The sequence below is a fragment of the Rhodococcus sp. 008 genome (assembly GCF_001682295.1).
Classification (GTDB): Bacteria; Actinomycetota; Actinomycetes; order Mycobacteriales; family Mycobacteriaceae; genus Rhodococcus_F; species Rhodococcus_F qingshengii.
In genome coordinates this window covers 127501-146359 of record NZ_CP012749.1, presented here as the reverse complement: position 1 = coordinate 146359, position 18859 = coordinate 127501, and the positions used below count along the sequence as shown (strand labels likewise).

General features: G+C 63.6%; 12 protein-coding genes (1 of these 12 cut by a window edge). 8 read left to right on the top strand and 4 right to left on the bottom strand.

The features are described 5' to 3' along the window. Positions 1-1131 (top strand): acyl-CoA dehydrogenase family protein, encoded by a 1131-nt coding sequence (locus AOT96_RS00605; protein ID WP_030536908.1) that lies wholly within the window; start codon positions 1-3, stop codon positions 1129-1131. A gap of 58 nt (positions 1132-1189) precedes the next feature. On the opposite strand, the gene AOT96_RS00600 is transcribed toward AOT96_RS00605, so the two are convergent. Next, positions 1190-2536 carry a DUF5691 domain-containing protein gene (locus tag AOT96_RS00600; RefSeq protein ID WP_021344957.1) on the bottom strand — a complete coding sequence of 449 codons (1347 nt, stop codon included), beginning with the start codon at positions 2534-2536 and terminating at the stop codon, positions 1190-1192. A 104-nt stretch (positions 2537-2640) separates the two neighbouring features. On the opposite strand from AOT96_RS00600, the gene AOT96_RS00595 reads away from it, so the two are divergent. After that, a complete protein-coding gene (locus AOT96_RS00595) occupies positions 2641-3870 on the top strand; it encodes a hypothetical protein (RefSeq protein ID WP_065351180.1) in 1230 nt (409 codons plus the stop codon). A 136-nt stretch (positions 3871-4006) separates the two neighbouring features. Beyond that, complete coding sequence (locus AOT96_RS00590; RefSeq protein ID WP_003945109.1) at positions 4007-4777, top strand: hypothetical protein; 771 nt, start codon at positions 4007-4009, stop codon at positions 4775-4777. Positions 4778-4779: 2 nt separating this feature from the next. Here the strand turns inward: AOT96_RS00590 and AOT96_RS00585 are convergent, their stop codons facing one another. Beyond that, positions 4780-5727, bottom strand: coding sequence for an aldo/keto reductase (locus AOT96_RS00585; RefSeq protein WP_047268992.1), 948 nt, complete (start codon positions 5725-5727; stop codon positions 4780-4782). A 183-nt stretch (positions 5728-5910) separates the two neighbouring features. Here AOT96_RS00585 and AOT96_RS00580 point away from each other — a divergent pair, with 183 nt between their 5' ends. From AOT96_RS00580 to AOT96_RS00570, 3 genes are read left to right on the top strand one after another with little or no spacing between them, the layout of a single operon-like run. Next, positions 5911-6336, top strand: a complete 426-nt coding sequence (locus tag AOT96_RS00580; protein ID WP_065351179.1) for a hypothetical protein — start codon at positions 5911-5913, stop codon at positions 6334-6336. Then, on the top strand, positions 6336-10439 hold the full coding sequence (locus tag AOT96_RS00575) for a cation-translocating P-type ATPase (protein ID WP_065351178.1): 4104 nt from the start codon (positions 6336-6338) through the stop codon (positions 10437-10439). Before AOT96_RS00580 ends, AOT96_RS00575 begins: the two co-directional genes overlap by 1 nt. Positions 10440-10450: 11 nt before the next feature. Next, positions 10451-10732, top strand: coding sequence for a hypothetical protein (locus tag AOT96_RS00570; RefSeq protein WP_030536904.1), 282 nt, complete (start codon positions 10451-10453; stop codon positions 10730-10732). Between the two features lie 69 nt (positions 10733-10801). Here the strand turns inward: AOT96_RS00570 and AOT96_RS00565 are convergent, their stop codons facing one another. Both AOT96_RS00565 and AOT96_RS00560 read right to left on the bottom strand, forming a co-directional pair. After that, positions 10802-16285, bottom strand: a complete 5484-nt coding sequence (locus tag AOT96_RS00565; RefSeq protein ID WP_065352732.1) for an ATP-binding protein — start codon at positions 16283-16285, stop codon at positions 10802-10804. Between the two features lie 542 nt (positions 16286-16827). Next, entirely contained in the window at positions 16828-17601 is a 774-nt protein-coding gene (locus AOT96_RS00560; RefSeq protein ID WP_225320093.1) for a hypothetical protein, read from the bottom strand. Positions 17602-17816: 215 nt separating this feature from the next. On the opposite strand from AOT96_RS00560, the gene AOT96_RS00555 reads away from it, so the two are divergent. Next, on the top strand, positions 17817-18548 hold the full coding sequence (locus AOT96_RS00555) for a GNAT family N-acetyltransferase (RefSeq protein ID WP_003945124.1): 732 nt from the start codon (positions 17817-17819) through the stop codon (positions 18546-18548). 53 nt (positions 18549-18601) lie between these two features. Next, on the top strand, positions 18602-18859 hold the 5' portion of the coding sequence (locus AOT96_RS00550) for a sigma-70 family RNA polymerase sigma factor (RefSeq protein ID WP_065351177.1). The gene runs 717 nt beyond the window's last position; the window shows 258 of its 975 coding nt (coding positions 1-258); it begins with the start codon at positions 18602-18604; its stop codon lies off the right edge, out of view.

Below are 18859 nucleotides of genomic sequence, written 5' to 3'. Positions count from 1 at the left end.
ATGGACTTCGAACTCAACGACGAACAAAAACTTCTCCGCGACACCACCAAGGATCTCCTCGCGCGTAGCTACGACGCCGAGAAGCGCAACGCGATCATCGACTCCGATCCCGGGTGGAGCCCGCAGGTCTGGAAGCAGTTGGCCGAGGTCGGCTTGCTCGGCCTGACATTCTCCGAGGACGACGGCGGCATGGACGCCGGCCCAGTGGAAATCGGCGCGGTCATGACCGAGATCGGTCGACGCTTGGCACCCGAGCCACTACTCGACGCGGTCGTGACGCCGGGCGGCCTCATCTCCGAAGGTGGCAGTGCAGAGCAGCGTTCGTCGATTCTTCCCGGAGTGGCCGAGGGCACCACGTTCCTCGCGTTCGCCGACCAGGAACCCGGAATCCGTTGGCCGGCAACCGAACGGGCCACCGCGGCGGCCCAGGTCGACGGCGGCTGGACCATCACCGGTATCAAGAATCCCGTCGGCCACGGCGCGACGGCGGACATCTTGGTCGTGAGCGCTGCGCTCCCCGGCGGTGGCGTCGGACTGTTCCTCGTCAAGAGCGATGCCTCCGGTTTGGTACGCAAGTCCTACGCCACTCACGACGGGTTGCGCGGGGCGCAGATCGAGTTCACCGATACGCCGGCCGAAGCACTCGGTGAGGGCGGTGACGCTACTGCTCTGATCCAGGCCGCGCAGATCCGTGAGCAGGCCGCGCTGTGCGCCGAGGCTGTCGGAGCGATGGAAGAGGCGCTACGCCTGACCACCGAATACCTCAAGACGCGTAAGCAATTCGGGGTTCCCCTCGCAAAGTTCCAGACACTGACACACCGCGCCGCCGACCTGTACGTCTCGCTCGAGTTGGCACGCAGCATGAGTCTGTACGCAACGATGTCCCTTGCCGACGGCGTCGTCGATCCAGTGATCGCTTCGCGGGTGAAGTTGCAGATCGGGCGTTCGGCTCGGCTCATCGGCCAGGAGGCGATCCAGATGCATGGTGGTATCGGTATGACCGCAGAGTACCCGGTGGGGCACTACGTGAGCCGACTCGTCGCCATCGAGCACACCCTCGGCAGCACCGAAGATCACCTTCGGGTGTTGGCCGCCGGTGTGGCTGATCACGAGATGGTCAGCGTGGTCTGATCTTTCACGAACGACGAAGGGGTCGCATTCCGTTCCAAGGATGCGGCCCCTTCGTCGTTCAGCGGTGATTGCGCAGGACGTCCAAGCGGAGTCGGCGCTGCTCGATGTTGACGGCGCTGTCGGTGAATGCGTGTTGCCACCCGGGGTCGCTCGTTCGGGCCGCCGCGTCCTGCAGAAGCGGTACGGCGTCGAAAGGGAAGCGCGCCTGCACGCTTCGCAGGGTGGAAAAGTGACTGTGACGCGAGTGGATGCCCAAGTCCTCACCCGTCGCAGCATGCTCCATCGCTTCGTTCTCCAAGGCATTCAACAACTTTTCGGCGACGGCCAGGGGCCATGGGCGGTCGATGCCGTCGAGTAGTGCGCTGCCGTCGACGCCCAGAAGGTACTCGTCCGCGTGGCCGGCAACGATGTACTCGACGCGCTCGCGTGGGTCCGCGATGGCGACGATTCTCCGGTCGGTCGTGCGCCCGTCCCGCTCCAGAAATGCCGACGCCCACGCGGTGTTCTTCTGGAGAACGGTTGCAGCAGTCCATGATTCGATCATCACTGCGCGCCATTGCTTCTCGATGGGGATGGTGAGGGCCTCGCGTGGCGAACCGGCCATAGATTCCCACAGCGTCAGCGGAGTGGCGGTCACGACTTGCCGTAACCACCAGCGCCGGATGCCCTTGTTCTTGTAGTGGACGTCTTCGATGCCGTCACGAAATGCGAGGTCGTCGAGCGAGCCGGGCAATCGGACGGCAAGGCGCGGCCGCAAGGGCTTCGTCTCGAGCCGCACCCAGGACCGAGCCCGAGTGACCATTCGAGAGGCAAACGGAGATCGGGGGAGTTGCCGTAGTAGTTGAATTGCACGCTCACGGACCCGCACGGCTGGATCGTCGAGTGCACGCTCGAGGAGCGCGTAGTCGTGTTCACCCAGCCCGACGTCGAGATGGTCGAGGAAGTGCAGCCGGCTTGCCGTGGCCTCGTCGTCCCAAGCGATCTCGAGCTCTTCGCTCGCCAGTTCCGGGTCGACCGTACGTATGTAATCGAACCAGGCCGTACGGTCGTCCGGATCAGGCGAAAGCCACAGCTCGTCCCGGCGTGATCCGATTCGTCGTAGCTGGGCCCAATCCGGGTTCTGCTCCGCCAGGTACTGCCCGCGTCGACCGGCGAGGCGAAGTAGCGCCTCGCGGTGCTCGGGATACTTCAGCGCGGCTTCCATGAAGAGCGGAACGCTGGCAGCGGGCGCGAGGAATCCGCGTTGGTCGGCCATCGCGAACCATTCCGCGAGAGTCCAGGAACGAACCTGCAACAAGGACTGAAGTTGTTCGATCGCGAGGTCGGGAAGCAGCGGTTGAACTGCTGGATCAGTCTTCGATGCGCGCGAGTGACCTGCGTGCGCGTCTGATCGCAGGGAGGTCACCCGCCTACGGTATGGCAGGGGTGCGTCGAGCTGGGTCGCAGGGGTCGGGCGCGTGTCGGCAGATTCTGGAACAGTGGTAACCGGCACCCAGCAGGAGGCGTGAGATGACGGATGGCCGTGAGATGAGAGACGGAACTGACGACGTCTTTGTCGTGGCATCGGTGACCGAACGGCGAACGCTCATCTCCACCCGAGTGAGGGAGTGGTGTGCGGCGGGAACTGTCGAGTCGAACCGGCCGGAGTTGTCCGATGATGTCGCGCTGCTGATTGCCGGGGGGTATGGGGACGAGTCGACGCGATCGATCCTGGCGAACCGGCGCAGTGTCGGACGTTCGTTCCCGGAGATCGGCGGCTTCTCGGAGTTGCGGTATCTCACCGACGAGCTGGCCCGCACCAGACGTCGACTGCTCGCGACTCGCATCGGCCCTGTTCAGGTTGTCCTCGAACGACGGGTGCAGGCGCTCGACAAGCGCGTTCAGTCGATGCGATCGGCGATCGTGCATTCCAATCGTCACTTCGCGAGCAGTGTCCGTGCCATCCGCAAGGACCGGCGCGACGGCCTGCATCTCGACGTCGAGCAACGCGAGGCTCTCTTTGCCGGGCTCACCCGTACACCGGTTCCAGCCAAGCTGCCGGTGGGGCTCGGTGTCGTGGCCAGCAGTGGAAACGCAGCACTCGACAAACTTGCCGCCCAGTTCGGGAAGGTCCAGGGAACCGGTGTCATCGCCGATGCCGGAAGGCGCATCGCGGAAGTCCTCGACGGACTGGTCGATTCAGAACCCGAGGGACGCGCCGGTGAGTACGACGCCTTGCTTTACCTCGCCGGGAATCTGTTCGACCGGATCGAAAGCTCCAGCGCGTGGCATTCCGACCACTTCGTCATTCAACGCAACCAACTCGACCTGGCCGACGAGATCACCCAGATCGCGGTCGACACCGTCGCGCTGCGTTCGATTCTTGCGGAGTTGGACGACGCGGAAACACTGGCACGCGACGAGGGAACCCGAGCCGGAATCGCTTCGCGCAGGGAAGCGCTCGGCGCGGTCTGGGACCAGCTGGTCGAGCGCGTGGCGGCCCTCGCGCGGATCGGTGACCTGGTCGCACGGGCCGAGGATCAGTTGAGTTCGCAGCGCGCGGTTGCGCATGCAGCGAGCCTCGACAGCCGGATCGACGACCTACTTGCGCGCTCCGGCTCACGTGAACTTTCGGCTGCAAACACGCACTACGTCGGGGATCAATTCGACGGTGTGGAAGAGCTGATGTTCGCTCACCGGGCGGCGCTTTACGGGGACATTGCACTGCTGACCTCTGGGAACGAGCGTCGGGCGCCGTAGTCAGGCCGTCGCCGGAGCTGTAAGGTCGGGGGTACTGACCGGCCACACGATCGAAGTAAAGGCCGGGATTTCGCTCAATGCTCGACCCCGATGCCGATCCGGTGATGCGGGCGTACCCGCTCGAGACAGGTCGATCATGGAAGACACCGCAAGCCGCGGCATCAATGCGTTCATTTCCGAAGCTACGCAGCGTGGGGGCAAGGCTGTCCGTCTCACGCACTCACGTCGTAATCCCGTCGAGGTGACGGGCGCTGACGGTGTCAGCCGAATCGTCCGCGTGCGGTCCAAGCTCGACGGTGACTGGCAGGCCAGGCGTCAGGACGAGTCGCTCGAGAGTGACGACACCCGCTCCGAGTTCTGGGTGTTCGTCGATCTGGCAGCAGATCCGCACGAGTTCTACATGTTGCCCTCCAACGAGGTCGCCGACGACATCCGTGCCGAGGTCGACCTGTGGATCATGGACAGCCCCGGACGTAATCGCACCGGCCATCACGCGATTCCGCGTGGGCGCGTCGTGCACGGTCACGATCGTTGGGATGCGCTGGGCTTGGCCGCGGTCAAGGATCCGAGCATTTACGTCGAGACCCCGGTTGCGACCAAGCGTAAGACGTCGCCAGTCGCCGCGAAGAAGCGTCGCGCCAGCGGTGTCGAGGAGATCGAAGTCGTCGACAATCGCCTCGAGATGACAGCCGATTGCCACGGATATCGCTGGGTCGGGCGCTTCGACGAAACCACCGAGGTCGTCGAGATCATGCGCGGACCGATGGAAGGCCGCCGATTCCCTGATCCGACCGCGGCCGCAAATGCCGTCACCGGTCACATCTCAGGCGACACCGAGAGCCATGACGGTTGGTCGTTCTGGACGATCAACAACACGGCCCTCGGCGCTCATCTCAAAACTGCCTGATCTCAGGCTCCGACTGCCGCCGACACCCGTTCGAGAGTGTCCAGTTCGTTCGACGAGAGCACCAGATTCGGGGCGTCCAGTAGCGCCGGGAGCTGCTCGGGCCGGCTGACGCTCGCGATCGGTGCGGTGATGCCCGGTCGAGTCAGCAGCCAGGCCAGCGCGACGGTCGAGATCTCGCTGTCGTGTGCCTGCGCGATTGTCGCCAGTTCCGCGACGACGTCGAGTCCGGCGTCGCTGAAGTATCCGGCGGTCAGTCGTTCGCGGGAGCTGCCTTCGATGTCCGCGCGGGTCTTGTACTTTCCGGTCAGGAAGCCGGAAGCGAGAGCGAAGTACGGGAAGACGCTGAGTTTATTGTCGGTGGCGATCTTGGCAAGTTCGGGTTCGTACGACTTGCGGTGAACCAGGTTGTAGTGCGGTTGCAGGGCGATCGGCGCGGCGTAACCGTTCTCCTCGGTGATTCGCAGCCACTCCCGGACGCGATCGGGGCTGTAGTTGGAGATTCCGAGATAGCGAACCTTGCCGGCGACGACCAACGCGTTGAAGGCTTCGAGTGTTTCTTCGAGCGGAGTCTGTGGGTCGTCGAAATGCGCGTAGTACAGATCGATGCAGTCCGTCTGCAGGCGCCGCAGCGACGCCTCTGCTGCGGCTGCGATGTTGTCGGCCTTCAGGCCCTTGAAATCGGGATGGCTACCGACCTTGGTGGCGACGACGATGTCGTTCTGCAGTCCCCGATCGGTGATCCATTTCCCGATGATCGTTTCGGATTCCCCACCGGAATTGCCGGGAGCCGACGCCGTGTACGAGTCGGAGGTGTCGATGAAATTTGCACCGGCTTCGGCGAACGAGTCGAGGATCTCGAAGGACGTCTTCTCGTCCGCGGTCCATCCGAAAGGGTTGCCGCCCAAGCTGATTCGGAAGATGTCGAGATCCGAATTTCCGATGATCGCCACTGTGTGGAACTCCCGTCGATGAAGGTGGTCGCTGCATCCCGCACCGTACCCTCTCACGGCGCTGGCGATGGCGCGCCCTCGCCAGGTTCGCCGAAAAATGTATCGGATCGTGATTGCCGCCGTCAGCGTTGGGTATGGCCTCAAATACTGAATTCTTCGATGGACTGCTGATAGGAGCGTCCGATGATGATTGTGGACGAAGCGACCCGCGTCGTTCGTGGGGTGGCAGACGCAACGACGACGGTGGCCGGAGCCGTCGGTGGTGGAGTGATCGGTGGAGTGACGGGCGGGATACGCGGATCGGCGGAGGGTGTCCGAGACGGAATTCGTGCGGGTAGTTCCTCGACGCCGACGGCGGTTCTCACGATGGCGGCCGTGGGTGCGGCGGGATTGGTGGAATGGCCGGTGATCTTGGCAGTCGGCGGCACGGCCCTGGTACTCCACGAATGGGATCGCAAGAGCGGTCGGACGGATCGCGAGGTCAAGGCGGTTGGCCGCGCGAGCAAGCCGGAACAGGTAAAGAAGGAATCGAGCGAAAACTCCCACAAGGCGGCCGCCCGGTCACAGGATCGAACTCACAGTTCTTCGCACACTCGATCCACTCACTGATGTTCTCAGCGATGGCCCGGCGTGCGGTGTCGGTGGCAACTTTGCCGCCGCGCCTGGCGTTGTCGGGACTCGCGTTGGTGGGCGGTTCGACGATTCCGCGAACCGCTGTCAGTGACGTGGCGTTGCGGACCGGCACCCTCGCGTTGGCGGGTGTGGGGATGATTCCTGCAGCAGCGGGATCGATATTCGGTGCCCCGCGAATCCCAGGTTCCGCCTATGTCTCGGCGGCCGCGTCGGCGATCAATTATCAACCCCGGGTGCGTCGGCGGATCGAACAGAGCCTTGGCCGTTCGCTCACCGACTTCGCATTGGAGTCGGCGACGTCGTTCGCGGATGTTCTGACCTATGCGCCTGCGTCATTGGGCGTGGATTTCTGGCTGCGGACGATGCTGCTGCGCGAAACTCTGGCGGCGCGAAGCTCTCAGCGTGTGGGGCCATTCGAACCTGGCGGTCGCGGTTCTTCCGTGATGCCTGAACCGAGTGGCTCAGGTGAGCGTTACGCAGACAGGATCGCAGGGGTTCAGTTGGTGGCCGGAGCTGCACTGGCTACCGTCTCTGCCGGCGGCGACACCGTCGCGACGAGTATCAAGGTTTCGGCGCCGCGGCCGCTTCGGATGTCGCGCGAATCATTCGCTGCTGGTGTGTCATACGGTCTGTGGCGGACGCACCACACCGCCGTTTCGGACTCTGCGGCTCTACGCATGCTCGATCGTATTGACACCGTCCTCGTCGATCCGAGCGTCCTCTTCGACGACTCGCTCCGGGTTTCCGACATACGAGAGGTGGCCGAGTCGGATCGCGTCGCAGTGTGGGAACAAGCCAGGAAAGCTCTGAACGACGGAACTGTGGGAGTGGGAAGGCACCGCATCGGCGGCGCCGAAGTGGTCGTGCGACCCGTGCGAAAAGGTCTGGCGGAAACACTGATAGGCGAAATACGTGCGGCCGGGGTCGCAGCCGTCACGATCGACGACGACGGGCTCGGATCACTGCGAAGTGGATTCGACGAGCTCTATCCGGCGCAATCGACTGCCGAAGCCGGCCTGCGCGAGGCTCTCTCGGCGTTGGTGGCCGAGGGTCGGACAGTTGCGATCGTGTCGAGTAGGGCGATATCGGGACAGGCAGTGCTACGCATCGGGATTTCACCACCGAGTGGCGAGCACGTGAGTGCCGACATCCACACCGACTTGGCCGGGGCGTGGCGGGTTGTCCATGCGCTCCCGGCTGCTCGAACAGCGACGAGGCGCGGTGTCGAACTCTCCTCAGGTTCTTCGGCATTGGGTGCCTTGATCATGCTTCCGGGAGTTCGAGGGGCTGGGCCGGGGCCGATCACAGCTGGTTCGGCCGCGGGACTGTGGACCGGATACACCCTGTCCCGATCTGTGATTAAAGCGCCCGTCCCTGTCGGTACTCCGAGCGATACCTGGCATGAGATGGACGGTGATGCTGTCGTTCGCGAACTATCCGAATCCATCCGACATACACCGCACCGTGCGGAAGCTCGTGTGCGAGCGCCCGCACGGTTCAGGTTGATCCGTGACGGATTGTCGGCGTTGCGAACAGAATTGGCGGATCCACTGACGCCTGTGTTGGCGACCGGCTCCGCTGCCAGTGCAGTCCTCGGTTCACCGGTAGACGCCGTCCTGGTCGGCTCGGTCTTGGTCGGCAATGCCGCGATGTCCGCTGTTCAACGGCTTCATTCGGAGCGGGCGGTGCAGCGGCTCTTGCGGACTCAGGAACCGGTAGCTCGGCGAGTAACCAACGACGGCACGGTCGAGACAGCGGCCGACGCGCTCGAACTCGGTGACGTCGTGGCAATCGAGTCCGGGGACATCGTGCCCGCAGATTGTCGCCTGTTGAGCGTCGAATCGCTGGAAGTCGACGAGTCGTCGTTGACGGGAGAGTCCCTGCCCGTCGACAAGCAGACCGACCCGACCCCTGGGATGCCACTGGCCGAGCGACGGTGCATGGCCTACGCAGGGACAACAGTGCTTGCCGGATCCGGTCGTGGCGTGGTCACGGCCATCGGAGCCCGAACGGTGACCAGGCGTGCCGATGTCGGTGTGTCCCGATCCGGACCTGCTGTGGGCCTGACCAACAGACTTCGCGAACTCACGAGGGCGACCCTGCCGGCCAGTATCGGCGGTGGGGCGTTGGTGACAGTCGCGGGTCTGCTTCGTGGTACCGGTCTGCGCCGCGCCGTCACCGGAGGTGTGGCCGTGGCTGTGGCTGCCGTGCCGGAGGGGCTGCCTCTGGTTGCCACTCTGGCTCAGCAGGCCGCAGCGCGAAGGCTCACTGCAGCAGGAGTGTTGGTTCGTGCGCCACGATCGATAGAAGCGCTCGGTCGTGTCGACGTGGTCTGTTTCGACAAGACCGGAACCCTCAGCGAGAACAAGCTACGGGTGGCCGCGGTCGAACGCGTCGACGGCTGGGACGAAAGCGAGATTCTGGAAGTTGCGGCGCGCAGTGCCCTGGGAAGTCGCGACGATCGCGTGTTTCATTCGACGGATGCCGCCGTCGTCGATGCAGCCCAGCAAGCTCTGGACGATGCTTCGGTTTTCGGTGACGTCGAGGCGAACAACCTCGTTCCGTTCAGGTCGGGGCGGCCGTACTCGGCAGCTTTGCTCGGCAGGCGGATCGCACTCAAAGGTTCGCCGGAATTCGTGACCGAAGCAGGACGAGATCCGAATGCTGTGTCGGCGACGCACGTTCAAAGCATGGCCGGACGCGGTCTGCGGGTGGTTGCCGTCGCCCAGCGCGAGTTGTCGGAACACGACGCGCGACGCGCAGGCGAAGACTCGCAATTTCTCGAACAGTGTTGCTCCGAGGGGTTGGAAGCGGTCGGCCTTCTCGGACTCTCGGACACGCTGAGACCCGAAGCAACGCAACTTGTTCGAGAACTTCGAGGCGACGGACGGCAAGTGCGCGTGCTGACCGGGGATCATCCGACAACAGCGGCCGCGGTCGCCACCGAACTGGGGTTGGACGTCGCACGCGAGGATGTTGTCACCGGTCCTGACTGGGAGAACTTCTCTCGCGCCGAAAGACGGGATGCGGTCCGCGGCAGCAGCGTCTTTGCGCGCGTGACACCCGAGCAGAAGGTCGAGATCGTGCAAGCGTTGGAGACCGACGGGCGAGTGTGCGCCATGGTCGGTGACGGCGCGAACGATGCTGCGGCGATCCGAGTTTCCAGCGTGGGAATCGGGGTGGCGTCGACCGACAGTGATCCGGCGCGCGGCGCCGCAGACATCGTGCTCCTCGACGGCCGTGTCGGCGGACTGACCGACGCATTGGACGAGGGCAGTCAATTGTGGCGGCGGGTCAGATCAGCGGTAGGGGTTTTGCTCGGAGGCAACGCGGGTGAAGTCGCATTCGCGCTGATCGGTTCTGCGTTGTCCGGCGAATCACCGCTCAACGCAAGGCAGTTGCTGCTGGTCAATCTGATGACGGACGCCTTGCCCGCTGCCGCGCTTGCGGTGAGCACCCCGTCCGAGAACGGATCCGAGAAGTCCGAACAGATGGACGCTCATGCCTTGTGGCAGACGATCGCTGTCCGCGGCGGTGCCACGGCAATCGGTGCGCTGGCAGCGTGGCTTCTGGCCCGGGCGAGCGGTAGGAGGCGGCGAGCGTCGACGGTGGCGTTGGTTGCCCTGGTGGGCACCCAACTTGGGCAGACGCTGCTCGAATCACGCAGTCCGCTGGTGGTCGCAACCGTTGCCGGATCCGCTGCGGCGCTGGCGACGCTCGTCAGCACACCCGTGGTGAGCCAATTTCTCGGTTGCACGCCGCTCGGTCCCATCGCCTGGGGCCAAGCGGTGGGCTGCGCGTCGGCGGCGACGCTGCTCGCGGCGCTGGCTCCGCGGGTGTTGGAGCGGATTGCGGCAACTGAGGAGAACGCGAACGGTCAGTCGACGATTCGCAAGATCCCGACGCGAACGAGCACTGCGTACACCTCCCGAACCGGGGGAGTCAGCGCTCGCGACAGCGTGGAAATCAGCGACGTGGAAATCAAAGAAGCGGAAACCGGTGAATCGGACACGCTTGTGAGCGTCGCTGCTGGAAGTGACACGTCGCCGAACTCCCGGGCGACCCGAGATGAATCCTGAGGAATCGTGACATGTCCCAGAACACCGTCGACCACACGAACCCCGTCGATCACCGCGCGGTAGTCGAATCCGTCCGTTCGGCACGGAGCTTCGAGTTGGAGCTACCGATCGTCGGTGCCATCCCTGTTCCGAGACCCGAGCAGATCGCCTACTTTGCGGTGATGGGACTGATGGTCGCCTTCGAGATCATCGAGTGGCCCGTGGCAGTCACCATTGCAGCGGGGCATCTGCTCGCAACAGAGCAGCACAATCACGTCCTCGAAGAGATCGGAGAGGCGCTCGAGGGCGTCTGACGCAGGCGCTGCCTGGACACAAATCGAGCGGCCCCGCATTTCGCGGGACCGCTCGACGTGCGGAGAAACTTACTGCGCGAGTGCGCGCTTCATGCCGCGTTCGACTGCTGCGATGATCTGCGGACGCAGTTCTGCGGCAGGGACGATCTCATCCACCGAGCCGACCTCTCGGGCCCGCTGGATGTTGTGGATCGCTTCGAATTCGGATGCCACTTCGCCGAGCTTGTCGGAGCGGACGGCGATGCGCTGAGCGTTCAGTTCTACGCGCAGATGTGCTTTCTCCGTGTCATCCTTGGCTGCTGCCAAGTCTGCCTCCAGTTGCTGCACCTTCGGGTCGTTGTTGGTGCGGGTGTTCACCTCACGGGTGAAGACCACTGCGGCGGCGGGGGCGCCGCCGAGTACCGACGCGAACGAGCCTTCGACAGCAAGAACTTCCATGTTGTCGTTGAGCGCACCGGAGAACACGACGAACGCGCCGCCGTGGTAGCGGGAGACGACGCAGAACACGATCGGTCCGTCGAAGTTGACGATGGCGCGGCCGATCTCGGCGCCGTACTCGAGCTGGATGTTGCGCAGCGACTCCGGGGAACCGTCGAAGCCGGACAGGTTGGCCAGCACCACGATCGGACGGTTGCCGCTCGCAGCATTGATCGCGCGAGCAGTCTTCTTCGACGAGTTCGGGAACAGCGTTCCCGACGTCCAGGTGTCGGGACCGTCGGCGGGGAAGTGCCCCTTACGTGGGATCGCGCGGGATTCGATGCCCACCACTGTGACCGGATGTCCGGCGAGGTGCGCGTCCAGAACGACCGACGTGTCGGCGCCGGCCATGTCGGCCCAACGCTCGAGAACAGAGTGGTCCTGGTCGACCACCGAACGCATCACGGTGCGAATGTCGAAGGGCTTCTTGCGATCCGGGTTCTTCGCCGAGGAGAAGATGTCGCCGACCGTCTCGAAGTCGCTCGACGGGTGGGTGTGCGGGAAGCTACGCACGTCGCGATCGACGGGGTCCGTCGTCGCTGCGCGGCGCGGGAACCGTTCGCCGGGAGCGAGGTACGAGTGTGCGTAGTGACGGAACAGGATCTCGCACGCCGCAGTGAGGTCGGGGGCCCAGTACTGCGCCTGGCCGTTGGGGCCCATGACGCGGTCGTAACCACCGATACCGAAGTTGTCCTCGGCCGACACACCACCGGAGTAGTCGAGAGACTGCTTGCCGGTCAGCACCATCGCGCTGTCCGGGGTCATCACCAGAATGCCCTTGGTGTGCATCAACATGGTGGCTTCGGCGTTCCAGTAGGGCTGAGCGCCGACGTTGATGCCCGTGACGACGATGTTGATCTCGCCGCCGTTCTGGGTGAAGGTGATGATTCGGCGCAGGCCGCGGGAGACCCAGTCCATGTTCTCGGTGCCGCTCTCCATCGAGATGGTGGCACCGGAGGACAGTGCGAACCACTCGACCGGAGCGTTCAACTTCTCGGCCAGGTCGATGGCAGCGACGACGCGTGAGCATTCGGCCTCGGCCACGGTACCGAGCGCCTTGGTGGGGTCACCGAAGAGCGCGACACGGGTCATTCCCTCGGGATAGCGCGGCGTCGGCGTGTTCACGAGGCCGACGACGATGCCGGCCTTGTTGAGACCGTACGGACGCTCGACAGGTGACAGGACGCCCGCTTCGTCGAAGTCGTGCTCGACGAAGGTGCCCTTGGTGCCGGTCAGGAGTGGAATCAGCTCGTACGGGTACACAGTTCCGCGTGCCCGCGAACTCTGGACCTTCTGGGCGTACGCGTCGAGGGGGAGCAGCGGTTCGGTGGGAGGTGTGGTCTTGTTGATGACCACACCGGCACCCGCGCGGTAGGAGAATCGCAGCGCAACTTCCTTGGGCGCGCCGCCCTTTCGGTCCTTCAGCCGAGTGATGAGCGTGATCTCTTCGAGCCCGGCGCCGACGGTCAGTCGGGCTGCGTTCTGAGCGATCACCGAGAACCGCTCGCTGGGAACGTCGGCGACCGGCCACACGTAGAGCACGACGCGGTTGGCTGCGAGTCGACGCTTGTCGCCGCGCTGGGACTGCGCCCGACGGATACCGTCGAGGCAGGCAGCGAGCGTGCGCTCGATGGCCGGGAGTGCAACCATCTGACCTTCGTCGTCGAGTTGCGGTGTCACGTCGCGGATTTCGGCCAGAGCGATCAGGCGCTCGTCCTTCGGATTCTCCTTGGCCGAGAGGTGGAACAGGTAGGTGTTCTCCGGAGCCGGGAGGCGCTTTCCGTTGAAGTTCTTCAGGCGCCACATGTCCAGACGCTGACCCGTGAGCGGATGCATGTCGCGGATGATGTGGTCCTCGACCAGTTCGCCGTCGACGGGGCGGAAGGTGACCCACCGGACCGGATCCCCGTTCGGGTTGCAGATGATCACCGTCGCGCGGCGAGACCGTGTGATCGTCTCGTTGCGCGAGAGTTCGGTGCGCAGCGTCTCGACGAGCGCGTCGCCGTCGGCGGGCTGATCAGGCCAGTCGAGGTAGATGTCGACTACCAGCCCGCGACCGGATGGAGCATCCTGCGCGATCGTGGCGATATCGTCGAGAGCCGTACCGAGAGCATCGAATTCGGCCACCGTCGAGACCAGATGCAGCCCGTCGCCCTTGAGGTCGAAGTTACCGGTTACGAAACGGCGGTCGACGTGCTCGAAAACGCGGACGTCTTCGAACGAGTGAATCTTGTAGTAGCGACGCGTGATGACCTCGAGCAGAGGGCCGCCATCGCGGTTGCCGAGGCCGATCTTTCGACCCAACAGGTCCAGGAGCGGTTCGGGAGTGGCGACGAGATTGGCGATTCGCTCGTCGAAATCTGCAGCGTCCGGCTGCTCTTCGAGGTAGGCGAGGTTGCCGCGTACTCCGTCGTAGACGTCTTCGCGAACCTTGCGGATGCGCGGCTCGTCGAAGAACCGGAAGCGAAGGTTGCGGGCGACGTCGCCGATGACGGGGTAGCGGACCTGCGTCGCGACGATGAGTCGATCGAGAACCTCGTTGAGCTCCTGCGCCGAGCAACCGGGAGCCTTGTCGCCGACGAGCCAGCCTTCGAGAAGTGCTGCAATGACCGGGATCTGGGCTTCCATGCGCTGCAGAGCCAGGAAGAGTCGGTACACCGCTTCCTCGACGGCCTGGCGATCTTCCAGATCGGTGACGTCGTAGTGGCGAAGTGCCCGTTCGAGTCTCGTGCGGAACGACGCCGGCAAACCTTCGCGCTCGGAGTCGAGTGAGTGCAGGAAGGTGTGGAAGTGCTCGCGGGGGCTGTGGACGGACTCGTCCTTCGCGGACTCGCCCGAGGTGGGCTTGTTGCGCGAGAGTTCGCAGATGTCGGCGAAGGTGGTCAGCACAGCCAGTTCTGCCTGGACCAGTTCGCGGTCCTCGGATTCGAGTGCGCTGCGAAGTGCGTCGTATTCGGCCAGAACAGCGTTTGCGTGCTTGCCGCTGACGTCGTAGCCACTGATCATCGCGGTCAGTGCTTCCAGCTGTGCCAATGCATCTGCGCGGGTATCGGACCCGGAAGTTGCTGCGGGAAGATCGAATTGGACTCGCGGAGCCTTCTCCGTGACAGCTTCCTCACTGACCTGGTCGACGCGCAGGAGCGGTGCGCCGGCATCGACCTGGGAGTTGACGGTAGCGAGAACCTCACGCACTTTGCCCGCGTACGGAGCGCGAACCGCGGTCTCCATCTTCATGGATTCGAGCACGACCAGAGTGGATCCGGCTTCGACGTCGTCGCCGACCGCGACCGGTACTGCTACCACTACGGCGGGAGCCGGCGCGCGGACCACTCCGGCGTCGTCCTGGCTGATCTGGTGGCTGATGCCGTCGACCTCGACGAGATAGCGAGCCGGGCTCACGACGGAAACGACGTGGAAGCGCCGATCACCGATCACCAGCCGTGACTCGAAGTCGCCGAGACGATCGACGTCGACCTCGATGTCGCCGGCGTCTCCGTCGACGCGGTAGCGGTGCGGGCCGATACGCCCGACGGTCAGTTTGTATGCCTGACCTTGGTAGTTGAGCTCGACGGTACGGCCGATCGCGTGGTTGGCGCGGGGACGGCCGCCGCGTGCCGAGGCGAGGAAGGCCGCACGCTCGAGGGACTCCTCGGCGTCGTAAGCATCGATGGCGGTGGCGATCAGCGCGACGTCCGCGCGGCGAGTGGTGCCGGTGAGGGCGCCCGTGCGGTCGAGCCAGCCGGTATCCGCGGATGCCGAGATGACCTCGTCGCGATCGAGTAGATCGAGGAGGAACGACTTGGTGGTAGTGCCGCCGTCGAGTACGACAGTGGTTTCACGAAGGGCAGTGCGCAGACGCGCAAGTGCCTCGGAGCGGTTGCGGCCCCACGCGATGACCTTCGCGACCATCGAGTCGTAGTCGGGCGGAATGACGTCCCCGGCAGCGATGCCGGTGTCGACCCGGATGCCGGAGCCGAGCGGGAACTTGAGGAGCTGAACGGTGCCGGGTGCCGGCGCGAAATCGTTGTCGGCGTCTTCGGCGTTGAGGCGGGCTTCGACGGCGTGGCCGAATGCGGGCGGGCAGTCACCGACCAATTCGTCACCACTGGCGACCAGGATCTGCAGTTTGACGAGGTCGATTCCGGTGGTGACCTCGGTGATCGGGTGCTCGACCTGCAGGCGGGTGTTGACCTCGAGGAACGTGAAGAGCTTGTTCTCGGGCTGGTAGAGGTATTCGACCGTGCCTGCGCCCTGGTATCCGGCTGCCTTGACCAGTTCGGCGGACACCTTCTTGAGGTGGTCCGACTGTTCTTCGGTCAGGACGGGGGAGGCGGATTCTTCGATGACCTTCTGGTTGCGACGCTGAATCGAGCAGTCGCGAACGCCCGGAGCCCAGACATTGCCGTGGTTGTCGGCGATGACCTGTACCTCGACGTGGCGTGCATCGGTGACAAGGCGTTCGAGGAAGACGACGGGGTCGCCGAAGGACCGCTCTGCTTCGCCCTGCGTGCGCTCGAGTGCAACTTCGAGTTCGTCTTCGGCCCAGACCTTGCGGATACCGCGTCCGCCGCCGCCGCTTCGGGCCTTGATGATCAGGGGATATCCGATGGACTGAGCATGACGACGAGCGTCGGCGCGCGTTTCGACCGGTCCGCCGCTCCACGGGGCGACCGGTACGCCGACCTTCTCGGCCAGGATCTTGGCGGCAACCTTGTCGCCGAGCAGGCGCATCGCGTCGGCGCTCGGGCCGATGAACGTGATGCCCAGTTTCGCGACGATCTCCGCGAAGGCGGGATCCTCGGCCACGAAGCCCCAGCCGACCCAGACTGCGTCGGCCTTGGTTGCGAGCAGTGCTCGCTCGAGTTCGGCGTAGTCGAGGTACGGGCTACCGGTGCCGGTGCTGCGCAGGGTCACGCCCTCATCGGCCTGGCGGACGAACATGGCGCGGCGCTCGGCCTCGGTGTGCAGCGCAATGACGCGAATGCCGTAGTCGTGTTCGGCGTTCAGTTCGCGTACAGCCCTGATCAGCCGGACCGCGGCCTCACCTCGATTGACCACTGCGATTCGTTTGAACATTGTCACTGCCACCGTCCTTGATGAGATTCTTCGTCACGTACGTTGCGATATGAGCCGACCGTGTCCCACGTACCCGGATTCCCCGGTTCGTGAACTACGCCGCGATGCGCTGTGTTTCCCCCGGTTGCGCGTCGGCAAGTGATTGCCCTTCCGGTTCGTCGAGTCCCCTGCGCTGAAGCACTGTGTGCACCGAAGCGCTGTGTGCGCTGAGGCACTGTGTGCCTTGTGCGCCACCCTGCAGGCGTGGACTCAGAACCGCTCCAATCACGAATCAGCAACATATTGTGTCTGCTTCCAGGGAATCCCTGGTTTATCTAAGAATGCAGTATGTCGACGCTCATGTCACCTGGGCGAATTGAAGAATATTAGTCAACGTGAACCACGGTTACACATATGGCGTTAAATCATTGCGGTGCAATCGAATTCGGACTTGTGACACGGATCACGATGGTAATGAAATCGGCAAGAAAGTGAATACTCACTGGTAACAAAATCGCATATTCGGAGAATTCTCTGTGTTGCTCGATTATTACTGATCGGTACTACTGGCGAGTATTTTTTATGTCCGGTCGGACCGTATTCGAGAAATCGCCTTCGATGGTTGCGATGTGCTTTGCGATCGCGTCGAGTCCTGAGGGAGGGAGGTGCAATCCGTTGCCGAGAGCAAGTGAAGTCCGCTTGAAGTGCTCCACGAGTGGTTCGTATTTCGTGACCAGTCTCAGCCTGTCGGTCTCGCTCAGGTACTTCACGCTTCCCGCGTTGTCGACGAAGTCACTGAACTTCACGAGGAACACTGCGGGATCCGCTATCGCGCGGATGACGTGATCCTGATATCCGGCGGTGGTGTTGTCGCATGGGTAGTCGATTGGATTGGTCACTGCCTCAACAAGTTCGGAGATTCTGTGGCCGAAGCGCGACGCGATGAGTGTTGACGCACGTTCCTGCGCTTCGGATGCGGACATGTCGTCTGCAGTCTGGCCACCGAGGAGCGCGATGACGGCGTGTGGTCGGTCCTCGACCGTGTCGTGAAGCGCGGTTGCGCTCAGGATCTCGACATCGGAGCACCCGTACCGAAGCAGCCGCAATACATTTCGTAGGGGATGAACGATGTAGGGATCCTCGTCGGACTTGATCCCGTTCTTTCTGAACTGATCGAGGTGCGCAAGGGTCGCGACCTCCATGGCGAGCCGTAGGGTTTCACCCGAGATCGCCAGCTCGTCGACGGCGCTCTCGATGGCGAATACCAGCGTTGCAGCGTCCATCTCCTTCAGGGGCAACTGGTCGAATGCAGACCTGATCGGGTCGGAGTTGCTCATGCCAAATAGCCTTCCGGTTGGTGAGGCGTCGCGACGAATGTCCTGGTGCAGATCTGCAATCGAGCCCTGATTGACGCCGGAAATACAGGTCGAGGTCAGAATCATCTTGATTCTATCCGGCGACTACGACAGCAAGTGTTCCTAGCGTTGTCATAGAGGTGGGCGGGGAGGTTCGTTCGCCTCCATCACAGGCAAATAGGGCAGGAAGAGGTTCGATGACCACGGAGGCGACCCTGGCGTCGTTTGTCGAGACAGTTGACACGGATGTCGACACCCATCCGCTGGACGATCCTGTGCGACAAGGACTTCGCGGACATCATGCGCAATTCGCTCGCTGGGCAGGGAGAGTTGCGCGGTACGACCCGACGGTCGCGCCGTTTGTCGGTCATCCGCCCGAGTTGGACGCCGAGGACTGGGAGAACCTACTCACACTCGTAGGTCCTGGCGGCACAGTAGGTTTGCGAGGATTTGATCACCGCCCGCCGGAAGGGTGGCGCGTTGTGGATCAGTTCGGCTCGGTGCAGATGGACGGATCCGCACTCGAAGTCTCCGTTGATCCGTCGGTCGAACTTCTCGGAACGGGCGACGTTCCCGAAATTCTGGCATTGATCGAGCGCACCAAGCCAGGACCGTTTCTTCCTCGTACCGTCGAGATGGGCAGTTACTACGGCATTCGCGTCGACGGAAGACTTGTTGCCATGGCGGGGGAGCGGTTGCACCCTCCGGGATGGACGGAAATCAGTGCGGTGTGCACTGACAGCGACTTTCGGGGTCGAGGCCTGGGTACGACGCTGATCCGTGCCGTCGCTGCCGGGATTCGCGAGCGCGGCGAGCTGCCATTTCTCCATGCAGTGCAATCGAATACGAATGCGATCAGACTCTACGAATCACTGGGGTTCGTTCTCCGGAAGAGATCCAGGTTGACTGCGGTGCAGGCGCCTGCCTGATCGAATTCTCGCCGACGCCTGTGTTTCGGTCGCTCGGCCACTAGTCTGAACAAATGACAGTCGATCAGGCGTTGGACAGTGATTTCCTCACTCTTGCCGATCCGTACCGCCGCGAGTTGCTGGCGCACTGCTATCGCATGATGGGGTCGATTCACGACGCCGAAGACCAGGTCCAGGAGACGTTCATCCGGGCTTGGCGCGGGTTCGACGGTTACAAGGGCCAGTCATCTCTGAGGACCTGGCTCTACCGCATCGCGACGAATACCTGCCTGACCGCGCTGGAGGGGAGATCGAGGCGTCCCCTCCCGACC